General features: G+C 69.9%; 23 protein-coding genes and 1 pseudogene. 12 read left to right on the plus strand and 12 right to left on the minus strand.

Annotated elements, in window-relative coordinates; translation table 11 throughout:
* Window positions 1-27: 27 nt before the first annotated feature.
* Window positions 28-1,506: an alpha/beta hydrolase gene (locus tag Q8A52_RS15525; RefSeq protein ID WP_316752272.1), complete on the plus strand. Its 1,479-nt coding sequence runs from the start codon at window positions 28-30 to the stop codon at window positions 1,504-1,506.
* Window positions 1,507-1,750: 244 nt separating this feature from the next.
* On the opposite strand, the gene Q8A52_RS15530 is transcribed toward Q8A52_RS15525, so the two are convergent.
* The gene (locus tag Q8A52_RS15530; protein WP_316752275.1) at window positions 1,751-2,017 is read right to left on the minus strand and encodes a hypothetical protein; all 267 of its coding nucleotides are present in this window, start codon (window positions 2,015-2,017) and stop codon (window positions 1,751-1,753) included.
* Between the two features lie 256 nt (window positions 2,018-2,273).
* Here Q8A52_RS15530 and Q8A52_RS15535 point away from each other — a divergent pair, with 256 nt between their 5' ends.
* On the plus strand, window positions 2,274-3,281 hold the full coding sequence (locus Q8A52_RS15535; RefSeq protein ID WP_316752277.1) for a DNA polymerase Y family protein: 1,008 nt from the start codon (window positions 2,274-2,276) through the stop codon (window positions 3,279-3,281).
* A gap of 409 nt (window positions 3,282-3,690) precedes the next feature.
* On the opposite strand, the gene Q8A52_RS49060 is transcribed toward Q8A52_RS15535, so the two are convergent.
* Window positions 3,691-4,347: a discoidin domain-containing protein gene (locus Q8A52_RS49060; RefSeq protein WP_408649205.1), complete on the minus strand. Its 657-nt coding sequence runs from the start codon at window positions 4,345-4,347 to the stop codon at window positions 3,691-3,693.
* A gap of 797 nt (window positions 4,348-5,144) precedes the next feature.
* Between Q8A52_RS49060 and Q8A52_RS15545 the strand changes: the two are divergent.
* Window positions 5,145-5,444, plus strand: a pseudogene (locus Q8A52_RS15545) (alpha-hydroxy-acid oxidizing protein); the annotation flags it as partial.
* Window positions 5,445-5,469: 25 nt separating this feature from the next.
* Here Q8A52_RS15545 and Q8A52_RS15550 read toward each other — a convergent pair.
* Window positions 5,470-6,825, minus strand: coding sequence for a pyridoxal phosphate-dependent decarboxylase family protein (locus Q8A52_RS15550; RefSeq protein WP_316752279.1), 1,356 nt, complete (start codon window positions 6,823-6,825; stop codon window positions 5,470-5,472).
* A gap of 125 nt (window positions 6,826-6,950) precedes the next feature.
* Between Q8A52_RS15550 and Q8A52_RS15555 the strand changes: the two genes are divergently transcribed.
* A complete protein-coding gene (locus Q8A52_RS15555) occupies window positions 6,951-7,493 on the plus strand; it encodes a MarR family winged helix-turn-helix transcriptional regulator (RefSeq protein WP_316752281.1) in 543 nt (180 codons plus the stop codon).
* 22 nt (window positions 7,494-7,515) lie between these two features.
* Here Q8A52_RS15555 and Q8A52_RS15560 read toward each other — a convergent pair whose 3' ends face one another.
* Complete coding sequence (locus Q8A52_RS15560) at window positions 7,516-7,926, minus strand: DUF6234 family protein (RefSeq protein ID WP_316752283.1); 411 nt, start codon at window positions 7,924-7,926, stop codon at window positions 7,516-7,518.
* A gap of 141 nt (window positions 7,927-8,067) precedes the next feature.
* Between Q8A52_RS15560 and Q8A52_RS15565 the strand changes: the two genes are divergently transcribed.
* Window positions 8,068-8,295 (plus strand): DUF5133 domain-containing protein, encoded by a 228-nt coding sequence (locus tag Q8A52_RS15565; protein WP_316752285.1) that lies wholly within the window; start codon window positions 8,068-8,070, stop codon window positions 8,293-8,295.
* Window positions 8,296-8,346: 51 nt separating this feature from the next.
* Here Q8A52_RS15565 and Q8A52_RS15570 read toward each other — a convergent pair whose 3' ends face one another.
* Together Q8A52_RS15570 and Q8A52_RS15575 are read right to left on the minus strand one after the other, a co-directional pair.
* Window positions 8,347-9,240: a hypothetical protein gene (locus tag Q8A52_RS15570; RefSeq protein ID WP_316752286.1), complete on the minus strand. Its 894-nt coding sequence runs from the start codon at window positions 9,238-9,240 to the stop codon at window positions 8,347-8,349.
* A complete protein-coding gene (locus Q8A52_RS15575) occupies window positions 9,237-9,791 on the minus strand; it encodes a SigE family RNA polymerase sigma factor (RefSeq protein WP_316752288.1) in 555 nt (184 codons plus the stop codon). The genes Q8A52_RS15570 and Q8A52_RS15575 overlap by 4 nt, the downstream gene beginning before the upstream one ends.
* A 250-nt stretch (window positions 9,792-10,041) precedes the next feature.
* Here Q8A52_RS15575 and lexA point away from each other — a divergent pair, with 250 nt between their 5' ends.
* The gene (gene lexA, locus Q8A52_RS15580) at window positions 10,042-10,713 is read left to right on the plus strand and encodes a transcriptional repressor LexA (RefSeq protein ID WP_316752289.1); all 672 of its coding nucleotides are present in this window, start codon (window positions 10,042-10,044) and stop codon (window positions 10,711-10,713) included.
* A gap of 101 nt (window positions 10,714-10,814) precedes the next feature.
* Here the strand turns inward: lexA and Q8A52_RS15585 are convergent, their stop codons facing one another.
* Window positions 10,815-11,300 (minus strand): RICIN domain-containing protein, encoded by a 486-nt coding sequence (locus tag Q8A52_RS15585; protein WP_316752291.1) that lies wholly within the window; start codon window positions 11,298-11,300, stop codon window positions 10,815-10,817.
* 334 nt (window positions 11,301-11,634) lie between these two features.
* Here Q8A52_RS15585 and Q8A52_RS15590 point away from each other — a divergent pair, with 334 nt between their 5' ends.
* The 6 genes from Q8A52_RS15590 (at window position 11,635) to Q8A52_RS15615 (ending at window position 17,884) form a co-directional block, all read left to right on the plus strand.
* A complete protein-coding gene (locus Q8A52_RS15590) occupies window positions 11,635-12,831 on the plus strand; it encodes an exo-beta-N-acetylmuramidase NamZ family protein (protein WP_316752293.1) in 1,197 nt (398 codons plus the stop codon).
* A 243-nt stretch (window positions 12,832-13,074) separates the two neighbouring features.
* Window positions 13,075-13,950, plus strand: a complete 876-nt coding sequence (locus tag Q8A52_RS15595; RefSeq protein ID WP_316752295.1) for a GNAT family N-acetyltransferase — start codon at window positions 13,075-13,077, stop codon at window positions 13,948-13,950.
* The gene (locus tag Q8A52_RS15600; protein WP_316752298.1) at window positions 13,947-15,287 is read left to right on the plus strand and encodes an ABC transporter substrate-binding protein; all 1,341 of its coding nucleotides are present in this window, start codon (window positions 13,947-13,949) and stop codon (window positions 15,285-15,287) included. The genes Q8A52_RS15595 and Q8A52_RS15600 overlap by 4 nt, the downstream gene beginning before the upstream one ends.
* Window positions 15,281-16,240, plus strand: a complete 960-nt coding sequence (locus Q8A52_RS15605; protein ID WP_316752300.1) for a carbohydrate ABC transporter permease — start codon at window positions 15,281-15,283, stop codon at window positions 16,238-16,240. Before Q8A52_RS15600 ends, Q8A52_RS15605 begins: the two co-directional genes overlap by 7 nt.
* Window positions 16,237-17,106 (plus strand): carbohydrate ABC transporter permease, encoded by an 870-nt coding sequence (locus Q8A52_RS15610; protein WP_316752302.1) that lies wholly within the window; start codon window positions 16,237-16,239, stop codon window positions 17,104-17,106. Before Q8A52_RS15605 ends, Q8A52_RS15610 begins: the two co-directional genes overlap by 4 nt.
* Window positions 17,107-17,185: 79 nt before the next feature.
* Window positions 17,186-17,884, plus strand: a complete 699-nt coding sequence (locus Q8A52_RS15615; RefSeq protein ID WP_316752303.1) for a hypothetical protein — start codon at window positions 17,186-17,188, stop codon at window positions 17,882-17,884.
* A 7-nt stretch (window positions 17,885-17,891) separates the two neighbouring features.
* On the opposite strand, the gene Q8A52_RS15620 is transcribed toward Q8A52_RS15615, so the two are convergent.
* From Q8A52_RS15620 to Q8A52_RS15640, 5 genes are all read right to left on the minus strand, one after another.
* On the minus strand, window positions 17,892-20,036 hold the full coding sequence (locus Q8A52_RS15620) for an FUSC family protein (protein ID WP_316752305.1): 2,145 nt from the start codon (window positions 20,034-20,036) through the stop codon (window positions 17,892-17,894).
* A gap of 215 nt (window positions 20,037-20,251) precedes the next feature.
* Complete coding sequence (locus Q8A52_RS15625) at window positions 20,252-20,722, minus strand: hypothetical protein (RefSeq protein WP_316752306.1); 471 nt, start codon at window positions 20,720-20,722, stop codon at window positions 20,252-20,254.
* Between the two features lie 134 nt (window positions 20,723-20,856).
* Window positions 20,857-21,552: a hypothetical protein gene (locus Q8A52_RS15630; RefSeq protein WP_316752309.1), complete on the minus strand. Its 696-nt coding sequence runs from the start codon at window positions 21,550-21,552 to the stop codon at window positions 20,857-20,859.
* Window positions 21,549-23,189, minus strand: a complete 1,641-nt coding sequence (locus Q8A52_RS15635) for a polyprenyl synthetase family protein (RefSeq protein WP_316752311.1) — start codon at window positions 23,187-23,189, stop codon at window positions 21,549-21,551. Before Q8A52_RS15635 ends, Q8A52_RS15630 begins: the two co-directional genes overlap by 4 nt.
* A 4-nt stretch (window positions 23,190-23,193) precedes the next feature.
* Window positions 23,194-24,279, minus strand: coding sequence for a hypothetical protein (locus tag Q8A52_RS15640; RefSeq protein ID WP_316752312.1), 1,086 nt, complete (start codon window positions 24,277-24,279; stop codon window positions 23,194-23,196).
* Window positions 24,280-24,336: the final 57 nt, after the last annotated feature.

Raw genomic sequence — 24,336 nt, forward strand, 5'->3', positions numbered from 1 at the left:
ACCTGAAAGCAGGAGCACTTGTCCAGCGTGCCCAGTCACCTGATACGACGTAGTGCGGCGGTCACCACCGCCCTGGGGCTCGTCGCTCTCGCCGGGCCGCAGGCGGCCGACGCGGCGCCGGCCGCCAGGGCCACGGGGCCCGCCGCACTCCACTGGTCCACCTGTCCCGCGGGCTCCGACGCGCCCCGCGGCACGTACTGCACCACCCTCAAGGTCCCTCTCGACTACGCCAACTCGGGTGGACGACAGATCAAGCTCACCCTGTCGATGGCCGGTGATCTGAACGCGCCGCGCACCCTCGTGGTCAACCCGGGCGGACCGGGCGAATCGGGCATCGGTACGGCCAAGCTGGTGTGGAGCTCGCTGCCCCAGGACGTCGGCGCGAAGTACAACGTCGTCAGCTTCGACCCGCGCGGCGTCGGTGCCAGCACCCCGGTCTCCTGCGGGGACACGACCAAGCTGATCAAGCACCCGGCCGTGCCGTACACGCCCGCGAACGACGGGCAGGAGCAGGCGCGGCGCACCGTGGCCCGCAAGATCGCCGAGCAGTGCGACGCGAAATCAAAGAACCTGCTGCCGTACATCACCACCGAGAACGCGGCCCGCGACATGGACCGGATCCGTACCGCGTTCCACCGCGACAGGATGGACTACCTCGGCTATTCGTACGGGACGAAGCTCGGCGCCACGTACGCGACACTGTTCCCGTCGCACACCGGCCGCATGATTCTGGACAGCGTCGTCGACCCGACCGTCACCACCTATGCCTCGCAGTACGAGCAGAATCCGGCGCTCCAGCACCGGGCTGGCCAGTTCTTCGCCTGGGCGGCAAAGAAGGATGGGACCTACCACCTGGGTGCCACGCAGACCAAGGTGGCGGCCGCGTGGGAGGCCACCCGTAAGAAGCTGGACGCCAAGCCGGCCGGGAGCCGGGCGGGCGGCGCCGAGCTCGACGATCTGCTGGCGTCCGCCATGTACACGGATCTGACCTGGGCCGATGTGGCACAGGCCGTCTCCGACTACCGGGCCGGGGATGCGAGCAGCCTGCTCAGCGCCACCGACCAGCTCGCCTTCGGCGGCGTGGATCCGGCCCAGCTCGCCTACAACTGCGTGGACGACGCCTGGCCCCGCGACTGGGCGACCTGGCACCGGGATACGGCTGCGTCGGCCGATAAGGCTCCGCTGTTCGCCTGGCTGAACACCTGGTACAGCGCGCCGTGTGCCTTCTGGAAGGCGCCGACGGCTCGGCCGGTGAAGATCGGTTCGGCTCGGACGCCGCCGGTCCTGCTGCTCCAGGCGAAGGACGATCCGGCAACCCCGGTCGAGGGCGGGCGGCGCATGCACCAGGTGCTGGCCGGTTCCCGCCTCGTCGTCGCGGGCGGTGGCAACCACGGGCAGTATCTGTTCGCCGGCAACACTTGCATGGACCGCCACGGCAGCCGCTATCTGCTCACCGGGCAACTTCCGGCCGACAACGCCACGTGCCCGGCGACCCCGGCGCCGTGAGGGACTCCGCGACGGCGTGATGGGCGACGGCTGCTGCGCACTCCGCCGGCTGCTGCCGTGGCGTCACGGGCCTTGTCACCGGCAGCAGGCGGATCGGATTCCTCGGCACGCTCGGCTTGGGCCGGAGCTCTGCCGGGGTGGGAGCCACCGTCGGGCACTTCACTGCCGGAGGCATTCTCGCTGCGGATCGAAGCAGACGAGACCGTGCTCGCGAGCCGGCGAGGCGGCGTACTCGGACACTTCCTCAGCCTTGCCGTAGGACATGAGCAGGTACACGATCGGCCCCGATGCCTCCTCGACAACCGGCGGTGACGCCCATACGACGCTGCGATCTACGTTCGTCCGGGTACCGTTCCACGAGCGCTTCCACGTAGGCCGCAATGCGCGGCGCCGGAGGCACGGCGACGTCGTCCGACTCCAGGTAGCGCAGGTAGAGCTCGTCGTATGTCGAGCCTGCATGGTGGTTGTCGAGTGGACGTTCACCGTCCCACACAGCGAGGTCATAGCTCACCAGCAAATCGTCGCAGGTGGCAGTACCGCCGGAACCAGTAGACCCCGACATCGGCCAACCACTACGTGATCCGTGAGGGAACTCCGAGTCGACTCTCACTCTCGGTAGCAGCCGGGATGCATAGCGGCTCGCCCGCAGAACGGTGGCCATTCGCAAACTGTGCTGGCCAGTCACAGGCCGGCCGGATCTCTCGGGTACTCGCGTGTTCGAATTTTCGTTCGATAATGTGAGAGGTGAGAGGTGGGAGGTGGGTGTCATGACAGGCGAGGCGACGGCACACCAGGTGGCGACGGTGATGCATGTGCGCTGCCCGGAGCGCGTGCCGGAAGGCGTCTATCGGCAGGTCCTGGAGCAGCTGACAGAGCTTTCCCCCGTCGTGCAGGCGCTGCCGCCGTCCGCGGCCCTGGTGGAGCTCAAGGGCGCTCTGCGCTACCACGGCTCCGATGTGCGGCGGCTGGGAGAGATCCTGCGGGTGCGGACCATCTCTCGCCTCGGTGTCGACGTCCGGGTCGGTATCGGTCCGTCGATCACCGTCGCGGCCACCGCCTCCGGACAGATCACCGGCCCCGGAGGCGTCCTCACCATTTCACCCGAGCATGCCGTCGACTGGCTCGCCCCACTGCCGGTGGAGGCCCTGCACGGCATCGGCGCCCGCCAGGCCGAGGCACTGCGCGACTACGGCATCCACAACGTCGGTCTGCTCGCCGCGGTCCCGCCCGCCACCGTGCAGCGGCTTCTCGGTGGGCGTGCCGGACGCGCGGCCGCCGACCGGGCCCGCGGCATCGATCCCCGCCCGGTTGTCCCCAGAGCGCTGCCTGCCTCGGCCTCCGTGCAGCACACCTTCGACCGACACACTCTGGACGGCGCCGCCGTCCGTGCCACCCTGCTCGAACTGGTCGTCCAGCTCGGCATGCTGCTTCGCCGACGTGGCCAGGCGGCCCGCGCCGTCACCTTGACCCTGCGGTTCGCCGGCGGGGCGAGGTGGGAGAAGACCCGCCGCCTGCCCGAGGCGTCCGCGCACGATGAGGACCTGCGCACGCCGGCCTATCAGCTGATGGACGCCGCCGGACTGCAGCGTGGCCGCCTGACCGGGCTCGTCCTCAGGGGTGAGGACCTCGTCGACGCCGACCGGATCACCCAGCAGATCAGCCTGGACGACGCCCGCGAGTCCCGGCTCGTCGCCGAGGCCGCGATGGACCGCATCCGCGCGAAGTTCGGTCCGGGCGTGGTCGGCCCCGCCGCGACGTTCCGCCACGCGTCCTGAGGGGCTGGTGCTGCGGGCATGCCGGCCCGCCGCGGCGTATGCGCACCCAGGCGACTGCGAGGAATCGGGTGAAACGATCAACTTCTCCCGATACCTTGGGAGTTGTCGTCCGCCTCGAACGAAGAAAGGGGAGGGGGGAAGGGGTGCCGCCCGGCGCTCCGTGGGGCGTCGCCAGGGCTCCAGCCCTCGCGCCGTCCCACCCGTGAAAAAGAAAACGAGGTGGAGAGATGGGCGACAAAGAGTCGACCCCACGAGCGGGGTTGCGGGCGGAGATGGCCAAGCGGATCGCCGTCGCACTGGGCGTACGCGCTCTGTGGGCGGTAATCGTGGAAGTCTTCTTCCCCCGTAGCTGACCGCTCCGGGCAGCGTGGCACCCACCCCTTCGGTGCCACGCTGTTCCGTAGAGGGATCAGGAAAGACGGATGATCGCCCGGTTCCCGTCGATGCTGATGAGGTCGACCACAAGGTTGTTGACCGTCGACCGGCCCGGGGCGGTCTGGCCGCTGCTGGACTGCTGAGCGCCGTTGCCGGACGAACCCGTGAAGTTCAGCGTGTTGTCGGCGACGCTGTCGATCCTGAGTTCGTCAATGCCCGCCTTGCCGTCGGGCTTGATCGTGTCTTCGCCTGTCACTTCGACCTCACAGGCGTTGTCGAAGCACGCGCTGAGATCCGTGCTGTCCGCCGCCGGTCCGTCACCGGAGCCTGTTCCCGGGGGCGCGGCCGCGCCCTTCGAGACACTCTCGACGGTCTTGGCGGCATCGGCGAGCCCGGCACCGCAACCGCCCTCGCAGGTGCCGGGCAGGGGCCGCGCGTTGGCCTGGAGGGCCTTGACCGTGTCGTCATCGGCCCAGGTGCCGGAGGCCACCGGCGCGCCGAAGGACGCGCCGTCCGAACTGGTCGTGACGGTGAAGGCGCCGATCCGGCCGTTCGCGGAGCCCTGACGCGGCTGATAGGTGAGCTGGGAGACCGTGCGGGGCCTCTTCATGTCGATGGTGATGCTGTGCGGCAGCGCAGTGGGGGCCCCGACACAGACCGTTCCGAGCCAATGAAGGGAGGTGGGTGAGATGGCCGGGGCGACTCAACGGTGGCGGCGCCTCCGCAAGCGGGCGGGCCGGAAGAGCACAGCCTGCCGCCTCTGCATCTGGTGCGTGCCTTGTCGTACCGTGATCAGCGCCGCGACACCGCTGAGGAAGCCTCCGGTGCCTGATGCCCCGGCGATCACGAGAGTCAGCACGCTGACGGTATTGGTCGGGGTCGGTGCGCCCGTAGCAATGGCTCCGCTGTAGTGGACTGGGAGAGGGGCACGGTCGCCACCTGAAGCAGCGCTACCTGCGAAGGGAACGAGCCCGGGTGCCGTGGCGGGCTTGAGGATCACCTTGCCGCCGAGGGTTGGGGTGCTCTGCCACTGCACCGCGAGCGTGCAGAAGCAGATCGCGAAGGCGGCGAGAGCGAGGATCTGCCATCGCGCCGCGGCGCGGAGACCCTTCGGTCGACCCGGGCCGGTTGGTTCCGTGACCGGTGTCGAGGGCTGGTCAGGACGGTTGGGCATGTGGCTCACTCCTCAGCAGGTGCCGTAGTTCCGCGTGGACCCATGCCTCCATTGCGCCCTGGCCGTTGTGCCGCGTCATGGCACTGCATGTCGGGACTTGACACACGGACCGATGTGCCGCCGCCCGGGGCTGGTCCCGCCCATGCGGGGTGTCGGCGCCGCTCGTGGGCTGACGCTGTGCTCGGGGCACCGTGTGCGTCAGGCAGTCGGCTCCGCCCAGAGGTCGGGCGGGATGATGCCGACGGAGCGGCCATGGGGGTCCAGGAGGCGCCCGAGCAGCTTGTCCTGGCGCAGGGTGATGACGCGGTCGACGACGCCAGGCCAACTGCGGCCTGCCCGCCCTCGACGCCCTGCCCGCCGTGGTCGAGGCCGCCGACGGCATGCCCGTCCTGTTCTACTCCGGTGTCCGCACGGGAGCGGACGTCATCAAGGCCATCGCCCTGGGCGCCACCGCCGTCGGCCGCCCCTACACATACGGCCTCGCCCACGGCGGCGAAGCCGGGATCGTCCACGTCCTGCGGGCCCTGCTCGCCGAAGCCGACCTGATCATGGCCGTCGACGGCTACCCCACCCTCGCCGACCTCACCTCCGACGCCCTGCGCCGCGTCACCTGATCCCCGCCGGCCGGCGGGCCCGGTGTCATATGAGGCGTTCCACGGCGGTGTGCAACTGCTCGACGTGGTGTTCGCTCTCGGGCTTCATGAGCACGCTGCGCAGGATACGGGCGCCATCGGTATCGCGGTCGATTTTGGGATGGCGGCGGGCAAAGGCGTCGGCGGAGGCCCGGAGCGTGCTGACGAAGACGGCGTCCCGGGCGGTCATGCCGTCGCTGAGGATGCGGGCCGAGGCATGGTCGACGGCGGACAGGACGGCCGGTTCGACGGCGGGGAAGTAGCTGACGATGTCGAGTTCGGGCTGTTGATACAGGGTCAGAAGATCTGACGCGTCAATGAGCTCTGCCCAACGCAGGGCTGCTCTGCGGCCCGCCGCCAGCACGCGCCCCAGCCCTTGCGGGGTGGGTGGCAGCAGCTGGAAGGTGAGCCAGAGCGCGGCAGCCGCCGCGCCGGCCCGGGAGCATTCCAGGCTGATCTCGCCGAGGTGCAGTTCGGTGGAGGTGAAATATGTGTACGGGGAGTCGTGCAGGTAGAAGCGCCCCACCTCGGGGTCGCGGAAGACGACCGCGCCGCAGCCGTAGGGCTGGAGCCCGTGCTTGTGCGGGTCGATCACCACGGAGTCGCAGTCCGCGACGGCGCGCCAGGGCTCCGGCGCGAGTGCCTCGGGCCCGTCGGCCCCCGCCAGCAAAGTGAAGAAACCCCCGTACGCGGCGTCGACATGGACCCGGGCCCCGTAGCGTCGGCACAGTGGCAGCGCCCGGTGCACGGGGTCGATCGCACCCAGTCCGGTGGTCCCGACGGTGAGTACGACCGTGCCCACCCGCCCGGTGCCCAGCACCTGCTCCAGTGCCAGGAGGTCGATGCGGCCCGCGTCGTCAGCGGGAACAGCGTGCCCTTCCATGCCGAGCACGCCGCACATGCGTCCGTGCGTGTAGTGGGCCTCGGCGCTGTAGGCGACTCCCTTGCCGGGGTGGCTCTCCCGGGCGACGAAGAGGGCCTCCAGGTTGGCGATGGTGCCGCTGGTGGTGAGGTGGCCCAGGTGTGTGTCGAACCCGAACATGGCTGCCAGTTGTGCCACGGCCTCCCGCTCCATCCGCGCGGTGGCCGGGCCGCCGTCCAGGGCATGGTTGTTCGGATTGATCAGCATCGCGGTGAGGTAGCCGACCACGGCGGCCGGGTGCGGCGGCTTGAGCATCTGGCCTGCGTACCGTGGGTGGAAGAACGGGTAGTTGTCCCGCAGCCGGTCCGTGAAGTCGGCGAACACGGGGGCGAACGCCTCGTCTGTGACCTTCAGGGCGAGGTGCGGCTCGTAGGGGCCGAAGTCCGCGGACCAGTCCTGGACCGCCTGGGTCGCTTCGCCCAGCCATCGGTTGAGGTCCATGCCTGCTCTCCCTTTCGCTCATGACGACGCGCCCCTGACAGGTGGCGCCCGGCCCGGTAGATTTAGTTGAGCAGTCAGCGAGTGAGTAGTCAATGAATTCGTTTGAGTCCGAAGGAAAATCTCTGGTGGGCAACGATGACGACGCGGAGCAGCGGGCCGCGCGGGCGGCGGGCAGTGATCTGGTGCGCGACTTCGGCCTGCTCTTCAAGGCCGCGGCCCGCCTCGAACAGCGGATCGATGCGGCCCTGCGGGAGCGCTGCGGACTCCACCACACCATGTTCGAACTCTTGATCCGGCTCTACCGCACGCCCGGCGAGGAGGTCTCGCAGCGCAGCCTTGGCGACGAGCTCGTCCTCACCAGCAGTGGCACCACACGGCTGATCGACCGCATGGAGGAGGCCGGCCTCGTCCGCCGCCGCCCCTCCCCGACGGACCGGCGCGTCACCATCGTGGAGGCCACCGAGCAGGGGTGTGCCGTTTTCCTTGAGGCAGCCGCTGTCCACGCCGCGGTGGTCGAGGAATGCTTCGTGACCCCTGTGGCAGGAGACGACTACAGTTCCCTCGTTCGAGCCCTGACCGAGATCAACAGAGCCGTGCAGGGCGGCGCCGGGCAACGAGTCGGAGCCGTGGCCGACGAGCGTCGGGCGGCGGATCCGAACGGGCAATGACCCGGTTGGTCCGGCTGGACTATCAGCCGTTGCACCCCGATGCTGCCGGAAAGTCACGGCACAACTTGTCCTGATGGGACTGCACCGTGGCTCCGCCGATGAGGATGGCGCAGATCAGGGCCGCCATGATGCCCTGGGTGACGACGGTTACGGTGGCTCCGGCGCGGGCGGCGATCGCGACCGCCACGACGGCGAGGACGCCGACTCCGCCGGCGGCGGCCAGGTACCCCCACAGCGAGTCGAACGGCACGGTCTTGCCCGGGTCGAGGTTGAACCCGGACTGGAACCAGAGCCCAAAGATCACGCCCAAGGCGATCAGCTCCAGGAACACCAGACCACACCCGGCTCCGATGTCGGAGCCCCGGTCGGCGCGGTGGCGCGGCTGGGGGCCGGTGGTGGCGTCGAAGGCCGGCGGGGCAATGGGCAGGTTCATACCCGCCACCTTGCCCGCACGCGCGAAGCGGGAGCATGAGTAGAGGTACTCAGCTGCGCATCAGGCATGACGTCCTGCGCGTGGGGTAACCGGGGCGATGCATGACCCAAGTGATTCCTGATAAAGAGGGGGAGGGTTCGGATGCTCATGGCACACCCCGCCGTCCTGCGGAACCTGGTGGAGCAGTACGACGCGCTTCGCATCCTGCATGCCGAGGACGGCGGTCCGGAGGTCCGTCGGCGCATGGACGACATCGCGTACACCCTGTGCGTGTCCACCGGCACCCGCGACATCGACACTGCCCTCATCGCCGCCCGGCATCAGCTGCCCGGCGCCCGCCCGGGGGACGACTCGCTTCTCCCGGCCTGAATGTGCGGTGCACACCGGCCTGGACGCTCCACGCCTCCGGCGCGCGGTCGGTCACCTGGCCGCCCGAAGCTTCACCATGTGGCCGTCCGCCGTGACCGCATACCTGACGGGCGCACCTTTTTCGGAGGCCGAGCAGTGGATGGCGACGGTGCCGTCGGGAACGTCGGGCAAGACGTCATCGGGTTTGGCGTTTGTCGCGGCCAGGTGCTTCGCGCGGACGTGCTCGACGGTGGTGAAGGTGCCGTCGGAGGTGGACGAAGGTCCGAGCGCCTTGCTGCACACGGACGTCATGGAGGCGCGCGAGCTGATCGTGGTGTCCTCGCGCCACAGGGCGACCAACCGTGCGTGACTGTCGAGGAACCGCAGCGTGCGGGCGGACGAGTTGTCCGGACGGTCGACGGCGACGTACGCGGTACGAGCTACCGCGTCCCGGAGGTCGGGGGGCGGCGTGGTGAGCATCGGGCAGGGCACGAACCGTGGTGGCGGCAATGTGGCGGTGAACGAGCCGTCCGCATGCAAAGCGAAACTGCGCCCGACCAGCGGGCCGCAGGCCCTGTTCACCTGCCATGCATTCGGTTCCCCGTCGGCGCCGATGATGATGTTCGCCGGCATGCCGCCGATGTCGCGCCACGACGAGACGTCGTGACCGTCGATCCGGACGGCGGTCCATCGCCCGCCGAGGCCTTCGGCGGTCAGGGCTGAGCCGCGGAAGCCGGGAGTAGCCATGGTGTCGCTCCCGTCGTGACCCGCCTGTGTCACGACGGCCACAGATCCTGCAAGGGCCACGACACAGGCGAACACACCGGCGCCGGCAAGCCGCCGATACCGGCGCCGCCGCGTCCCCGCGCGGACCGCCTCGTCGATGTCGATGCGGTCGTCGGGAGCGCTGATGGTGATGGACGCGATACGAGTGGCGAGTTCCTCCGGCGTCTGGTCGGGGTTCACGACTCTCCTTCGATCCTGGTCGGTCGTACGTTCTTGGTCGGTCGCGTCCGGAGCGCGGAGCGCAGGGCGTCCAGGCCGCGGCTCGTCTGGCTCTTGACGTTGCCCCGACTCGTCCTGAGCAGGGCTGCGGTCTGCTCGACGGACAGATCCTCGAAGAAGCGCAGGACGAGCACGGTCCGCTGCCCGGCCGGGACTGTCAGCAGGGCGGCGATCACATCGTCGTCACGCTCCTCCATCGTGGCGTGCGGGTGTGCGTCCAACGTGGCCACATCCGCCTCGCTGACCTCACGTCGGGCCGGCCGACGCCGGTAGTCGGTGTGGAGATTGCACAGGATCCGCCGGACATAGGCACGCGGATCACCGGATGCCACCACCCTGCCCCACTTGGAGTAGAGCCGTCCGAGCGCGTCCTGGACGAGGTCATCGGCGAGGTACCAGTCACCGCAGAGCAGAAATGCCGTCGTACGCAGGCGTGTTCGGTGCTCAGACACCCACGTACGGAAGTCGGTCTCGCGGAGATGATCGGTCACACTCTTCCTTGTCTCACGCATTCAGGCGCGGCCCGCGTCGGATCCATGCCGACGCAGGTCCGCCTCTCCCTACGTCCTGCACGGAACCCGGGCCACCGGGGGTTGCACGCGGCCGCGAACTCGTCCCGGTGGTCCTGGCCGCTCGCAACCGGCGCAACCCGCTGCCCCTGGCGCCAGCGGAGCCCAGACTTCAGGTATTCGACAAGGTGTTCCATTTTTGGTGGATGGCGGGTTATGGTCAACCCGAACGATCTTGTACGGAGGTGTCCGGATGGAGAACACCGTGCCCGCTCGCCGGGGCCGTCCCCCGGGGACCCGGACCGCTGAGGGGGAGCTGACGAGCCGCCAGTCGGCCATCGTCCGCTACATCACGGAGGCGGTCGACCGGCAGGGCTACCCTCCGTCGATGCGGGAGATCGGCCAGGCCGTGAATCTCGCCAGCACGTCCTCGGTGGCCTACCAGCTGACAGTCCTCGAGCGCAAAGGCGTCCTCTACCGCGACCCGCACCGTCCCCGTGCCTATCAGGTACGGCCCTCGTGGGCGCCCGACCTCGGCGACTGGAGCACCGCGCCGGTCGATGTGCCGCTCGTGGGCCGGATCGCCGCCGGCGCACCCCTGCTCGCCGAGGAGATGATCGAGGACGTCTACTCCCTGCCCCGCCAGGTCGTGGGGGAGGGCGACTTGTTCGCCCTGACGGTGTCCGGAGACAGCATGATCGACGCGGCGATCTGCGACGGCGACATCGTGACCGTCAGGCGGCAGGACAGCGCCGACCACGGCGACATCGTCGCCGCGCTTCTGGAGGACGAGGCCACGGTCAAGGTGCTGCGCCGGCAGGAGGGGCGGGTGTGGCTGATGCCCCGCAACCCTGCGTACGAGCCGATCCCCGGTGAGCAGGCGCAGATCCTGGGCAAGGTGGTGGGCGTCCTGCGGCGCCTGTGATCAGGCAGCGTCCGTCACACTGGTGTGACGGGCTACTGGTAGAGGATGCCCGGGCCCGGGTCGGCCGTGCGGACGGCCGGAACCCGGGCATCCGTCGGCCGTCAGTGTGTCAGGCCGTCCCACTGGTAGTAGGTTTCATCCACCTGACCGGCGTCGGTTGAGTAGACGGCGTCCTTGACGTCGCTCGTCCTCAGCAGTGACTCGTTCCCGCCACCGAGCCGGCCCTGCAGCCTGAAGAGGTTGGCTGTGTAGTAGAACTGCTGGCCGAGTTCGGAACTGTTGCAGGTGCTGGTCCAGACCGCGTTGACGTTCGTCTTGTTGTCGGTCATCAAGCAGCGGCCGGTGTACCGGTTCTTGAGCTGCTTCCAGTCGCCGCTGCCGATCCAGTCCCAGTCCTGGCGATCGGCATTGTTGCACAGCGTGGCATACGCGGATCCACTGTCCCCGGCCGTGAGGCACGTGTGGAAGCGAAAGTTCTGGAAGGTCCAGTAGGTCGGTGCTGCCTGCGCGGGCGCCGGGAGCAGGACTGCCGCACTGGTGGCGAGAGCGCCGATGGTGGCGATTGCCGCAACACGGAGTTTCTTCACTGCAACCTCTTTCGCGAGAGCTGGAGCGGAAGCTGGAGACCAACGGTGCGCGGTGGCCCGCCGACGCGTCGATGCACATGCATGCGGTGATGCGCCCGCCGGTACGGACGCCATGATCATGATCGTTGGTGTCGAAGATCGAAAATCGAGTGGACGCGGAGACGTTCGATAGCTGAACGGGCATGCGATGTACCGGAGTTCGATATGAGGGGCCGCACGTTCGACGTGTGACGCCCTCCGTGTGAGCTACCGGTAGATCATTGCCAAATTGCGAGATATGCCAGTAAATTTCGGACAACTGCTTCGAGGTGTCACCGGCAGACGGGGCCAGAGGATGAGCACGGACGACCGCGTCGAGGTGACGACCGGGATCGCGCGACTGGCCGCGTGCCCCGGACTTGCCGGGCCCGGCCGACTCGGGCTGGTGACCAACCACAGCGGCGTCCTTCCCGACCTGCGCCCGGCCGCACCCGCTCTCCGCGAGGCCGGCGCGCGGCTGGTCGCCCTCTTCGGTCCCGAGCACGGGCTGTACGGCACCGGCCAGGCAGGCGAGAGCGAGGCCGCACAGGTGGATCCCGCGACCGGTCTCCCGGTCCACGACACATACCGGTGCAGTGGCGAGCGCCTCGATGAACTGCTGCTCGACAGCGGCATCGACGCGCTGGTGTACGACCTGCAGGACATCGGGGCCAGGTTCTACACCTACGTGTGGACCATGTTCGACCTGATGGTCTCGGCGGCCCGTACCGGCGTACGGTTCGTGGTCGCCGACCGGCCGAATCCCCTGGGCGGACTCGTCAGCGAGGGACCGCTGCTCGACCCGGCGTGGGCAAGCTTCATCGGGCGCGCCCCGATACCCGTCCGGCACGGCCTCACCTGCGGCGAGCTCGCCCGGTATCTCAACGCCTCGGCTGTGCCCCAAATGGCGGGCACTGCCGCTGACTTGACGGTGATCGAGGTCCTCGGCTGGCAGCGCGCCATGAACGCGGAGGCGACCGGCCTGCCGTGGGTCGCGCCCTCGCCGAACGTCCCGACGCCCGCCACTGCCACCGTCTACCCGGGCACCTGTCTGTTCGAGGGGACGAATGTCTCGGAGGGCCGTGGCACCACGCAGCCCTTCGAGATCGTGGGCGCCCCGTACATCGACGCGCGGTTCGCGCCCTCGCTCGCTGAACTCGCCCTGCCCGGAGTGCATTTCCGTGATCTGCGGTACGTACCGACCTTCCACAAACACGCCGGACGGCCGCTGCGCGGGGTCCAGCTCCACATCACCGACCGCGACACGTTCGCTCCCGTTCGTACGGCCGTCGCGATGCTCGCCACGCTGCGGCGGCTGTACCCGGACGACTTCGCCTGGCACACCACGGACGGCGGCGCTGAGGCGACCGGTCATCGTCACTTCATCGACCTGCTGTGGGGGTCCGACCGGTTGCGGCGCGCCGTCGACGCGGACGAAGACCCGCTGCCGCAGTGCGATGCACCGGCGCAGCCCGCCCGATGGGCCGGCGACGACGTGCTGCTCTACACCTGAGAGAGCCCTTCAACTCGCCATCGCGGACCGCGTCCTGATCACCGCGCCCCGGCGCACGCCGCCGCATCGGACCGAGGGAGCGCAGCGGACGGCGCTCGACGCCGTCCGCGACCTGCCCATGGAAGGACAACCCCTTCGATGACCGATCCCACGACGAGATCCCCGGCCGCGATGCGCGGCTTTCGTGCGGGGGACGGCCCGCAGTTGGTGGAGGCATGGTGTCGGAGTGCGCCGGCTGACCCCATGACCCCGGCCCGCTTCCGCACCCTCGTGCTGCTGGACGCCAACTTCGATCCGGAGGGGCTTCGGGTGGCCGTCGACGGCGGCCGTGTCGTCGGCGCCGCCTACGCGGTGCGCCGTCTGACGCCGATGACCGGCACGGACCTGGAGCCGGAGCAGGGTTGGCTGCCGTTCTTCTTCGTCGACCCGGCCGCTCGTGGGCGCGGCCTCGGCCGCCGGCTGCTGACCGACGCCCTGGACTGGCTGCACGGCCACGGCCGTACCCGGGTCGACTTCTCCTCGTACACCCCGAACTACATCATCCCCGGCCTGGACGCAGCGGCGTACCCGGAAGCGGCGCGGCTCCTTGAGTCGCTCGGCTTTCGCACCCTGTACGAGGCGGCGGCGATGGACCGCCGCCTGGTCGGCCATCGTCTCCCGGACGATGTCGCGGGCCGCCTGGACGAGCTGACGGCGCAGGGCTATCGCTTCGCCACCCCGTCCGACGACGACCTGGTGGACCTCGTCGCGCTCGCCGGGAACCACTTCAACCCGGACTGGGCGCGCGCGATCAGGCAGTGCCTGGCCGCGGGCACGCCGCTCGACCGGATCGTCATCGTCCGGGAGCCCTTGGGCCGCCTGGTCGGCTGGGCGATGCACGGCGCGTACGAGTCGGTGGTCGAGCGGTTCGGCCCGTTCGGCGTGCTGGAGGAGATGCGCGGCACCGGGCTCGGCAAGGTCCTGCTCCATCTGGTCCTGGAGCGAATGCGGGCCCGCGGTGCGCACTCCGCGTGGTTCCTGTGGACCGGCGAGCGCTCCCCGGCGGGCCATCTGTACCGCAAGGCCGGTTTCACCACGACCCGGCTGTTCCGCGTGATGCGCCGGGAGGCCGCCCGATGACGCCGCCATGCCGCACTCACGGCCTGAGCCGCCGTCACTTCGCCCTCGCGCTTCCCTCTGCACTGCTCGCCTCCGGATGCGCCGCGCCGCACCAGGGCACCGGACGGCCCGGGGATCCGATCGTCCTCACCCTGCTCTCCCACTACGCGAGTGGGGAGCTCAAGGCGGCCCTGCAGGGCCCGGTCGACGAGTGGAACGCCACGCACGACCGCGTCAAGGTGCAGACGAAGGCAGTCGAGTTCACGGATCTGCTGACCACGTTCATGGTGCGGCAGGCCGCGGGCCAGGGCGCCGACATCCTGCACCCGTACTGCCTGTGGGCCGGACAGCTGGTCCGGGCCGGCGTCCTGCGGCCCGCTCCGTCCGAGCACGCCGAGGAGATCAGGCGCGGCTACGGCGAGGCCGCGGTCGGAGCCTCGTCGGTGGGAGGCAAGGTCTACGGCTACCCCACCGAGATGCAGACGTACGCCCTCTACTACAACAAACGGCTGCTGCGCGAGGCCGGCATCGGCGGTCCCCCGCGCACCTGGCGGGAGTTGGAGGAGGCGGCCTACCGCACCAGCAGGCGGGACCGGTACGGCAACACGCTGGTCCAGGGCTTCGGGCTGTCGACGTACGACGACTCCACCACTGTCGGCCAGACGCTCGCCCTGCTCAACGCCGCCGGCGGGACGTTCGTCTCCGCGGACGGCAGGAGCACCGCCATCGACTCGCCGGCCGGCCGGGCCGTGTTCGATCTGGAGCACCGCCTCGTCGCCGAAGGTGCGAGCGCCCCCGGCGTCAATGTCTACAAGGCGTTTCCGTCCGGGCAGGTGGCCATGGTGGTCAGCGCCGGCTGGTGGACGGGGAGCCTGAAGCCCCTGATGGGCAAGGACTACCGCGATGTCGGCGTCGCGCCGCTCCCCGTCCCCGAGGCGGGGGACAAGCGCGCCACGCTCTCCACCGGCTTCATGCTGGGGGTCAACGCGGCCAGTGAACACCCGCACGAGGCATGGGAGTTCCTGCGCTGGCTCAACACCGAGAAGGTGGGCGTGAAGAGCACCATGAAGGGGGCTACGGCGACCCGGATGAGCTCCCTTCAGGTGTCGGTCGGCTCCCTGACCGGCCGTGCGGACGACATGCGGACGCTCCTGAGCGCGGGCGGCGATCCGAACCTGCGGCCGTTCCTGGACGCGCTGGCGTACGCGGTGCCCGAGCCCAATGTGCCGGGCGCGCAGCAGGCGAAGTCGCTGTTGCGCAAGAACATCGAGGCGTTGTGGACCGGTCAGCAGTCGGTCGACGAGGCACTGCGCACAACCCGCCGTCAGGTCGATCAGGAGGTGTCGCGCGCATGGTGAACACCCTGACAGCAACGACGACTGAACGGGCGCACAGCCCGGGCTCCACCAGGTCCGCCGTCGACGGCCGCAGCCGCACCCGGCGCCGCCAGGTCGTCGTCGCCTATCTCTTCCTGGCGCCGACGTTGCTGTTCTTCGCGGTCTTCCTGATCCTGCCCCTCGGCTTCGCGCTGCTGCTGTCGATGTCCCGCTGGGCCGGGTTCGACCTCGGTGACATCGATCCGGTCGGCCTCGACAACTTCACCGATCTCTTCGCGGACGGATCGACTTTCCTTGCGCCGATCCTCACCAACACGCTGTTGTTCGCCCTGGGCACCGTGGCCCTCGCGCTGGCCGGCTCCGTGCTCGTTGCGACTTGCATCGACAACCTGCGGTTCCAGGGGCTGTGGCGCACTCTGTACTTCCTGCCGATCGTCACGACCGTCGTCGCCGTCGGCAACGTGTGGAAGTACATGTACGAGCCGGGCGGGCTCGTCAACGGCGTCCTCAACGCGCTCGGTCTCGGCTCGGTGGTGTTTCTGCAGGACCCGGGCACCGCGCTGCCCTCGGTCGTGGCCGTGCAGGCCTGGGCGTCGGTCGGCTCGGCGATCCTCATCCTGACCGCCGGGCTGAAGTCCATTCCCGAGTCGTACTACGAGGCCGCCGCGCTCGACGGCGCCGGGCCCGTCACCGTCTTCTGGAAGATCACACTGCCCCTGCTGCGGCCGTCCCTCCTCTTCGTGTGCGTCACCCAGTTCCTCACCGGCCTGCAGTCGTTCGCGCTGATCATCGTGATGACCAAGGGCGGGCCGGGGGACGCGACCAATGTGGCCGCGCTGGAGATGTACCGGCAGGCCTTCTCGTACGGCAACTGGGGCATTGCGAGCGCCGCTGCCTTCGTGCTGTTCGTGGTGGTTCTCGCGGTCACGCTGGTGCAGTTGTGGATCTTCCGGCGCAAGGGGGAGGACGCATGAACCGCCGCCGTTTCCCGTTCCTTTCGTACCTGGTGGTCGTGACCGGCGCCGTGCTCACCGTGGTGCCGTTCCTCGACATGGTGATGACGTCCTTCAAGGGGCCCGGCGAGTCCGGCACTCTGCCGTACCGGTTCCTGCCCCAGGCGTTCGACCTGTCCAACTACCGGGCGGCGATCGACCAGCTCGATCTGCCGGTGCTCTTCCGCAACAGCGTCATCGCCACCGCCGTGATCACCGGATCGGTGCTGCTCACATCGTCACTCGCCGGCTACGCGCTCGCCAAACTCCGCTTCCCCGGCCGGAACTTCATCTTCCGCCTCGTGCTGTCCACGATGATGTTCCCCCCGTTCCTCTTCTTCATCCCGCACTTCCTGATCCTTGTGCACTGGCCGCTGGCGGGCGGCAACGACCTGTTCGGGCGCGGCGGCGCGGGCCTGACCGTCAGCATCGCGGCACTCGCCGTGCCGTTCCTCGTCAACGGCTTCGGGATCTTCCTGACGCGCCAGTTCATGCTCTCGATCCCGGACGAGGTCCTCGAGGCCGCGCGCATCGACGGGGCCGGGGAGTTCGCCGTGTGGTGGCGGATCGTGGTGCCGCAGACCAAGCCGGTCGTGGTGACGCTCGGGCTGCTGACCTTTGTCGACGCCTGGAACGAGTACATCTGGGCGCTGCTCGTCTCGACCGCCAACCCGGACGTGATGACCCTGCCCGTCGGCATCCAGCTCCTGCAGGACTACGTCGACCCGACCCGCACGATGCCCATCGTCATGGCCGGCCTGGTGCTGAGCATCCTGCCGGTCCTGATCCTCTTCCTGCTGCTGCAGAAGTACTACATCCGCGGCGTCATGCTGAGCGGGCTCAAGTGAGGCCTCGCATATCCAAGGCCTCCCGGAATTGTGGCCTCCGCCATGGCGTGCGTGCTTTGGGCCTGCTGAGGTGATCGTCATGTCCGAGGGAATCAGCTGGCTCGCCGAACCGAAGTCCATCGACTGGTACGGCTACAGCGTCATCATCGCTCAAGACCTCGCCGGTGACACGCTCGCCAAGCGCGTAGCGGCTACCCGGTTCGGCCGGAACATCGAAGAACCGCGTTTCCTGGGCAACCTGACCGCGGGACAGGCCGACGATGTCATGACCGGGCTGTTCGGCGACACTCATGACGCGATCGCTCTCCGCTACGGCGAGACGGGCGAGTGGGCCTATGTGGTCCAGCAAGGGTTCTGGTACGGGGAGTTCGGGCCCCAACCGCCCGTCTCCCGCGGCGGTGCCCACGTGTTCCGCCTGTGGTACGAGGAGGAGAACGGCAAGCCCGTGCCGCCCTACTTCGCCTACGAGCACGACGGCCGCACGCTGTGCCACTTCAACCTGCACCTCGACGGCTCATGGGGATCGAGCAGAGTCGACGGAGACCCTGACCTGGCCCACGCACTCGAGGCCCGGCTGACGGCGGCCGGTCTCTCCCTCGACGACCCCGAAGGCCGCTGGGACGACCGGCGCAGGACCCATCGGGCGTGCCTCGGCGCCATCGGGGAGCACTTCAACCTCACGCTGCCGCGCGAACAGATCCTCGATGGCACTCTGCCCACCCTCGTGATGAAGGCGAACAGCGCCGTGTGCCCGTTCTGCGGGGCAAAGCAGGCATGAGTCCGCCTCACCGCGCGGTGGTCGGTCCGCCGTGCTCGGGTTCGGGGCCGCTGTGTGCGACCCGTGCCAGATCGGTCATGAGCGAGTCCAGCCATGACACGGTCGCGTAGTACAGCCGTGGTGCGCCGGGAGGCTCCGTGGCGAACCCCCTGAGGGCCGGGACGTTCAGCGGCACCGGCGCGGTCGGGGTGTCTTCCCCGGGATCCAGCGCCGCAGAGACGAGCAACATGCGCCCGCACACCCGGTCCCCCAGGCCGCTGACCGACTCGGCCGGCGCTGGACCCAACGCGGTTGGCGGCGGCTCCAACAGCCTCTCCGACCCCCACAGGGTGTGATGGCCGGCCATCAGCGTCGCCTGCCAGTCCATTCCGGGCAGTGCCACGCTCCTCCCGCGCCCTCCGAAGGGTGTGGGTTCGCTCTGGAACTGAGCGTAGGCGGACTCCGCGAGGATGACCGCGTGCTGGAGCGACCGGTGGCCGGGCACCCCGTGCGGCGCGGTCACCGCCCCGCCGCCCGCCACCGAGGCACTCGTTGCCACCACGATCTCGGCCGCCCTGCGCAGGAGTTCCGCCGAGGCATTGCGCAGTTCGTTGTGGGCCCCGCGCGGCCAGGCCAGCAGACCGAAGACCGCGCCGATCGCGCTGCCGACCAGCACGTCCAGCAGCCGGACCTCCGCCAGCCGCCAGGTCGGCGGCGCCAGCTGGGCGAAGACCAGGGCCACCACGACGGTGAACAGGCCCTGTGCCCAGCCGACTCCCCTGACCGGCCCCACCGTGAAGGCGAACAGCATCCCGACCGGCAGTACGGCGGCATACACCACGGTGTGGGTCCCCACCAGGTCCAGCAGCCCCGCGGTCACCAGAGCCCCGGCCAAGGTGCCCGCGAGCGCCACGCGGATGGTGCTCCAGGTCTCGTCCATGGTGGTCCGGGTGAGGGTCAGGGTCGCCAGCGTGGCCCAGAACCCGTGGGGCAGCGTGTCCACTCCGGCCACGAGCCTGGCCGCCGTCAGGGCCAGGGCGATACGCACTGCGTTCTGGAAGAACACCGACCGGCGCCCGGCGTGGCCGCGCAACCGGTGCCACCACAGGCACGGGGCCCAGGCCGTGGCGTACCAGAAGCGGCTCGGCGAGACCTTCACCGAGGACCGTCGGCCTCGTACCGCCAGATCTGCCGCCGTCGCCATCGTGAGCGCCGCGTCGGCGATCTCCAGCACGGCGGCGTGCCGACGCAGAACGGCGGGCGGGAACTCCGGCGCGGGACCGGTCCCGCCGGTGACCACGGCAGCCGAGGTGACCGTGGGAGCGGCACCACCGGACACTGCCGACAGGCGGGCGCGTGCCGCGACCAGCTCCTCGTACGCAGCCACCGGCGACGGCCCCGACCTCAGACAGGCTGCGGTCGCCGTGACCAGTCGCGCCACCGCGTCCAGTACACCGGTCACATCGGGCCCCGGACCGTCGCCCGGCGCGGCGGGCAGCTGCTCCAGTCGGCTGAGCAGGGTGCGGGTGGCCAGCCCGGTGTGGGCGAGTGCACGGTCACGGACTCCTGGTCCGGCGGGACGTTCCGCTTCCGGCACGTTCAGGGACCGCAGTGCCTGCGCGCTGTCATGGACCGCCCGGACGTCTGCGTCGTTCAGGGTGTACGGAGGCGCGGCGAGGAGCGTCGCACAGCTCGCGGCGGTCTGCGCGGCCCGGGCGGCTCGCTCCCGGTAGGACGGCGGGGCGGGCTCGGGAAGGATCAGCGCCTCGGCGGCGATGAAAAGGGCCAGCCCTGTGGTCGTCCCGATCAGCCGGTCGCCGAGCGAGCCGGGATCGTACGGGGGAAAGGACGGCAGGATGTAGAGGAGCTGCAGGCCCGGCGCCGCCCCCGCCGGACGTGGACCACCCACGGCGGAGAAGGCCAGCGCGAAGCCGACCACGAGCATGCCGAGGACGGCGCTCCAGGTCCGCACCGACAAGTAGGTGCCGACGACCACCAGCGCCCAGCACACCGGCACCAGGCGTGCCGTCAGCGCGGCGCGCTGGCGTCCGGTGCCGGGGATCTTGGAGAGCCCGCCCAGCGCCACGGCGGCGAACAGGGCGTAGGTGGCGGCAACGGGGCGATCGAGGCCGTAACGGAAGAGGAAGAAGCCGGCCGATGCAACCAAGGTCACGCGTAGCGCCCGGCGACCCGAGGACGCGTAGGCCGCCCGGAGCCGACCGACTGGTACACCCCACACCCCTACAGGATCACGTACCACCGGGGACCCGGCACCTTCCGGGCGCCGATCGGGTGGAGCACCGCCGTTGGCCGGCCCACGGCGCCCGAGATCGGGGGTGGCTCCGGGCTCAGCGCCGGAGCCACCGTTGGGGGGTGGGTCGGTGCGGATCAGTCCTCGTCGGGGTCGAGGACGCGGCCCTTGAGCTTGACGGGGGTGGCCGCGCCCACGCGGAGCTCTCCGTCGGTGTAGCGGCCCGGCGTCGCGCCGTCGACGGCGGTGACCTGGGCCGCGTAGCCGAGGCACTCCTGGTTGGTGGACAGGGCCGGGTTGTGGGTGAAGGTCAGCGTGCGGCCTCCGTCACCCAGGGTGCCCTGGGTGGTTTTGAGGTTGCCCTTCGCCTGCAGGGTGTTGACATCGTGGTAGGCCCACGAGAGCCAGCCGGTGAAGGCGAAGCCGGTGGGCGCCTTGAGGGCGAAGGTGATGTCGCCGGGGTTCACCGGGTCGGGGACGGTGCTGAGCACGCCGAAGCTGAGGTGGGCCGGTACGCCGCCCGGCGCGTCTTCGACGATGCCTTGCTGGAGGATGTACAGCTGATTCTCGGAGCCCTGCTTGACGGGTGCCTGAGTCTGCGTGGCCATGGTTTCCCTTCTGTGGATGGGGGTTGTCCGCGTGAGCGGATCCGCCGGTGGCGGGCTTGTGGCGGGCTCGGCCGCCCGTCGGGGCGATGACGGGCGGCTTGAGCTCCGCTGGGGTGCCGGGAGCAGGCGTGCGTTCAGTCGCTGCCGGGGGTGGGTGGGGTGGCGGGGGGTGCGTGCTCGGCGAGCAGCGGGCCGAGGACGACGAGGGCGCCGAGGATGATGTCCTCGTAGAGGTAGAACCCCGCTTCCAGCGGCGGTGGTTCGGCTTCGGTGGCCGCGGCGCCGGCGTCAGCAGTGGTGTCGTCGCGGGTGTCGTCATCGGCTTCGCCCTGGGCCGCGGGCGTGCCGAGCAGGTCGGTGAGGTCGTTCGCGGCGCCCTGGAAGGCCGCGCGGGCGGTGGTGGCCAGCAGGCGGAGGGGAAGGTCCAGGGCGGCGGCGGTGCGCTGGCCGGGGATCATCTTCGCCGCGGTGGGGGCCTTTGTGGTGGCGGCGGCGAGCCACTGCACGGGCAGCATGCAGGCGGAGATGATCCGTTCGGAGGACAGCAGGGGCGGGGGCTCGCCGTCGACCATGAGGTCCTCCCACTCCATGAGGTCGAAGAGGAACTGGCCGCCCTTGTAGAGGGGCCAGGGCCGGACCGTGTCGAGCAGGACGCGGGCCCGTTCGGGCTCGCGTCGGCGCAGGGCCACGCCGTGCCGGGCCAGGGTGCACAGGCACTGGCGCAGAGAGCTGTTGAGCTGGCCGAGGAAGGCGAACGCCCGGTGGTCGGTCGGGGTCAGCGGGCCGGTGGTGTCGTCGCCCGGTGGGGGAGTGGTCGTGGTGGTGGTCACAGTGGCCTTGAGGTGACGTAGTGGGCGATCTGCCGCAGGACGGCTTTGCCCTCGTTCTCGGGGATGATCCCCAGGTCTTCTTCGAAGCGGGCGATGCCTTCGGCGGCGAGCCGGTCGGCGAGGTCGGTGGCGTATTCGATGGAGCCGTGACGCCGCATGGCGGCGAGGAGTTCCTCGGCGTGCTGCTGGGTCTTGTCGGCGCGGCGTTGCCGCAGGACGTCGAAGAGGCGGGGGCGCTCGTGGGCGTGGGCGGTGCGGAAGAGGTGGATCAGCATCACGGTGCGCTTGCCTTCGAGCAGGTCGCCGAGGGGCTCCTTGCCGTAGAGGGCTTCCTCGCCGACCAGGTTCAGAATGTCGTCCTGGATCTGGAAGGCGATGCCGATGAGACGGAACGCCTCGTCGAACCGGCCGAGCACGGCAGGGTCGGTGACGCCGGCACAGACGGCGCCGATGCGGCAGGGGCTGATGCAGGTGTACCAGCCGGTCTTCTTGGTGCTCATCGTGAAGTAGGCGTCGTCGGCCTCGGGGACGACGTCATGGCGGATCCAGCCCAGCTCCATGGCCTGGCCCTCGATGGACTCGCGGCACATGTGCAGCGCCTCGTGGATGAGGCCGAGCGTGCGCACCAGGCCCAGTGTTTCGAGGTTGGACAGGACGGCGTCGACGGCGAGGAGGTTCAGTCCGTCGCCGACGTTGACGGCCAGGCCCAGGCCGTGTTCTTCGTGCATGGTGGGCAGGCCGCGCCGATGAGTGGACTCGTCGGCGATGTCGTCGTGGACCAGGAAGCCGTTGTGAAACAGCTCCAGCGCGGCGGCCGCGCGTACGGCGTCGTCGGGGCGGCCGCCGAAGGCGGCGCAGGCCGCGACGGTCAGGGTGGGCCGCAGGCCCTTGCCCTGCCGGGCGGGGTAGGAGCGCATGAGGTCGTACAGCTCGGCGCGCGGTTCCCGGTCCGGCAGCAGCCGTTCGATTTCCTCGTTGGTGCGGGCGCGGCACCGTCGCATGGTCTCCATGAGGTCCGCGTCGCGGACGGTGTCCTCCAGTGACCAGCTCGTACTGGTGCGGCCGTCCCACAGCAGGCGCGGGGGTCTGATGGTGGTGTCGCCGATCAGCGCGAGCGGCGCGGGTGTGTCCTCGGGCGAGCGCCGGGCGAGGAAGTCCAGCGCTGTCCAGTGGACCGGCGTGGCGGTCGGCTCAACGGCGGCGGGTGTCGCACTGCCCCACAGCTGGGGGGCCTGTTCGCGGTAGGCGCCCCAGAGTTCCTGCATGCTGCGCAGCCCCGCCGCACGCTGGGACAGCAGCGTGAAGGCGCGCCACACGGCGAGGGTGTCCTCCCGGGATCCGCGCACGTCGAGACTGTCGGGCAGGACCTGGTCGACGGGCGGGCGCTGGAGGTCGAACAGCAGGTTCATGGCCCGGTTGTCGAAGACGACCTCGACGTCCGGATCCGGACACCGGTCCTGGCGTACGACGACACGGCTGTGCTGCGCAGTGAGCGTGGCGTGGCTGTCGTCGTTGAACTGCAGGCCGAGCCGGATGCCGCGCAGCTGGTCCGCCGCGGCGGCAAGGATGGCCGGCGCCCGGTCGGACAGGGCGGCGACGGTCTCGTCCAGCAGCCGGGCACCCGTGAATGCGGGCATGGCGTCAGTCATGGGCACCACCGGCGAACTCCACGATGCCCTCGGTGTGAAAACCGATGGTGTGCCCGCCGACCCGGCCCTCCACCGTGCACGGGCCGAGCGTCTCGTGGACGCTGAACGGGTGCAGGCTCGTCTCGGACGGGTTGGCGATCCGGCCCGCCGTGTGTGAGCGGAAGTCCAGGACGAGACGGTCGTCGCCGAGCCGGGCGGTGATCAGCAGCCGGCCGGGGACGGCTGTCATCGGCGGGGTGCCCAGCGTGCCCGCGAGCGGTGGCACCATCACCACCCGGTCGCGGTCCAGGATGCCGCTGACCGCGACCCGCAGGTTGCGGCGCGGAAAGTGCCGGATCATGCGTCCGTCGCGCCACAGCATCACCGATCCGTTGGCCGCGTCCGCCGGATGCTCGGGCTGGATCAAGGTGAAGACCACCGCGGAGGGCGGAGCGGCGCCGGTGGGGCCGGACGGGTCGTTGACGAAGCCGAACACCCAGCCCCCCAGCGTGGGCCAGGACCACCGGCCGCGCACCCGTTCGTGATAGCCCAGCAGATCCGTCTCCGTGACAGTGCCATCGCCGTGCCGCAGGGTGCCCTCGCCCAGGATGCCGGGCTCCGACTGCCAGCGCAGGTGCTCGTCCTCGCCGAAGGGCGCGCACTGCGAGGTGCACGGCCTGCTCGTCCGGGTCAGCCGTACATCGGCCGCCGGCGCCGTCGACCGGGCCGCCAGCCGGAATGCGCCGGACGCGCCGTGCGCGTGTGGTAACCGGAAGGCGGACCAGGGAAGTTCCGGCTGGTCGGCGTTGAACTGCGTGGCACTCCAGCCGCGATCCCTGTCGTAGACCAGGAGGATCGCCATGTGCTGGCCCTCGGCCGCCGTGCCGGTACCGCTGCGCCGTCCCGCCGCCGGAGCGCCCGGATCCGCGAAAACCGCGCCGGTGGAGGAGCCCAGGACGGACAGGTTGGCGATCAGGGCTTGTCGGCCGCACCGGGACAGGAACGCGTAGTGCAGCCACTTGCGGTCGAGTGGATGGGTGAGGGGGGTGTGCGGGAACGGGCCCGGGGGCCCGAGTCTCGCGAGGATCGGCGTGGACACGTTCCGAAAGCTAACGCACCGTGGCATTGCAATTACAACACGTGACGTTCGAGCGGG

Source organism: Streptomyces herbicida (assembly GCF_032656585.1).
Lineage (GTDB): Bacteria > Actinomycetota > Actinomycetes > Streptomycetales > Streptomycetaceae > Streptomyces > Streptomyces herbicida.

Coding starts and splice junctions, on each gene's coding strand:
- Q8A52_RS15635 (WP_316752311.1), bottom strand. CDS start 23,189: ATGCCCGCATTCACGGGTGCCCGGCTGCTGGACGAGACCGTCGCCGCC.
- Q8A52_RS15605 (WP_316752300.1), top strand. CDS start 15,281: ATGGTGAACACCCTGACAGCAACGACGACTGAACGGGCGCACAGCCCG.
- Q8A52_RS15590 (WP_316752293.1), top strand. CDS start 11,635: ATGAGCACGGACGACCGCGTCGAGGTGACGACCGGGATCGCGCGACTG.
- Q8A52_RS15615 (WP_316752303.1), top strand. CDS start 17,186: ATGTCCGAGGGAATCAGCTGGCTCGCCGAACCGAAGTCCATCGACTGG.
- Q8A52_RS15595 (WP_316752295.1), top strand. CDS start 13,075: ATGACCCCGGCCCGCTTCCGCACCCTCGTGCTGCTGGACGCCAACTTC.
- lexA (WP_316752289.1), top strand. CDS start 10,042: ATGGAGAACACCGTGCCCGCTCGCCGGGGCCGTCCCCCGGGGACCCGG.
- Q8A52_RS15575 (WP_316752288.1), bottom strand. CDS start 9,791: ATGCGTGAGACAAGGAAGAGTGTGACCGATCATCTCCGCGAGACCGAC.
- Q8A52_RS15535 (WP_316752277.1), top strand. CDS start 2,274: ATGACAGGCGAGGCGACGGCACACCAGGTGGCGACGGTGATGCATGTG.
- Q8A52_RS15550 (WP_316752279.1), bottom strand. CDS start 6,825: ATGGACCTCAACCGATGGCTGGGCGAAGCGACCCAGGCGGTCCAGGAC.
- Q8A52_RS15610 (WP_316752302.1), top strand. CDS start 16,237: ATGAACCGCCGCCGTTTCCCGTTCCTTTCGTACCTGGTGGTCGTGACC.
- Q8A52_RS15600 (WP_316752298.1), top strand. CDS start 13,947: ATGACGCCGCCATGCCGCACTCACGGCCTGAGCCGCCGTCACTTCGCC.
- Q8A52_RS15565 (WP_316752285.1), top strand. CDS start 8,068: ATGCTCATGGCACACCCCGCCGTCCTGCGGAACCTGGTGGAGCAGTAC.
- Q8A52_RS15625 (WP_316752306.1), bottom strand. CDS start 20,722: ATGGCCACGCAGACTCAGGCACCCGTCAAGCAGGGCTCCGAGAATCAG.
- Q8A52_RS15560 (WP_316752283.1), bottom strand. CDS start 7,926: ATGAACCTGCCCATTGCCCCGCCGGCCTTCGACGCCACCACCGGCCCC.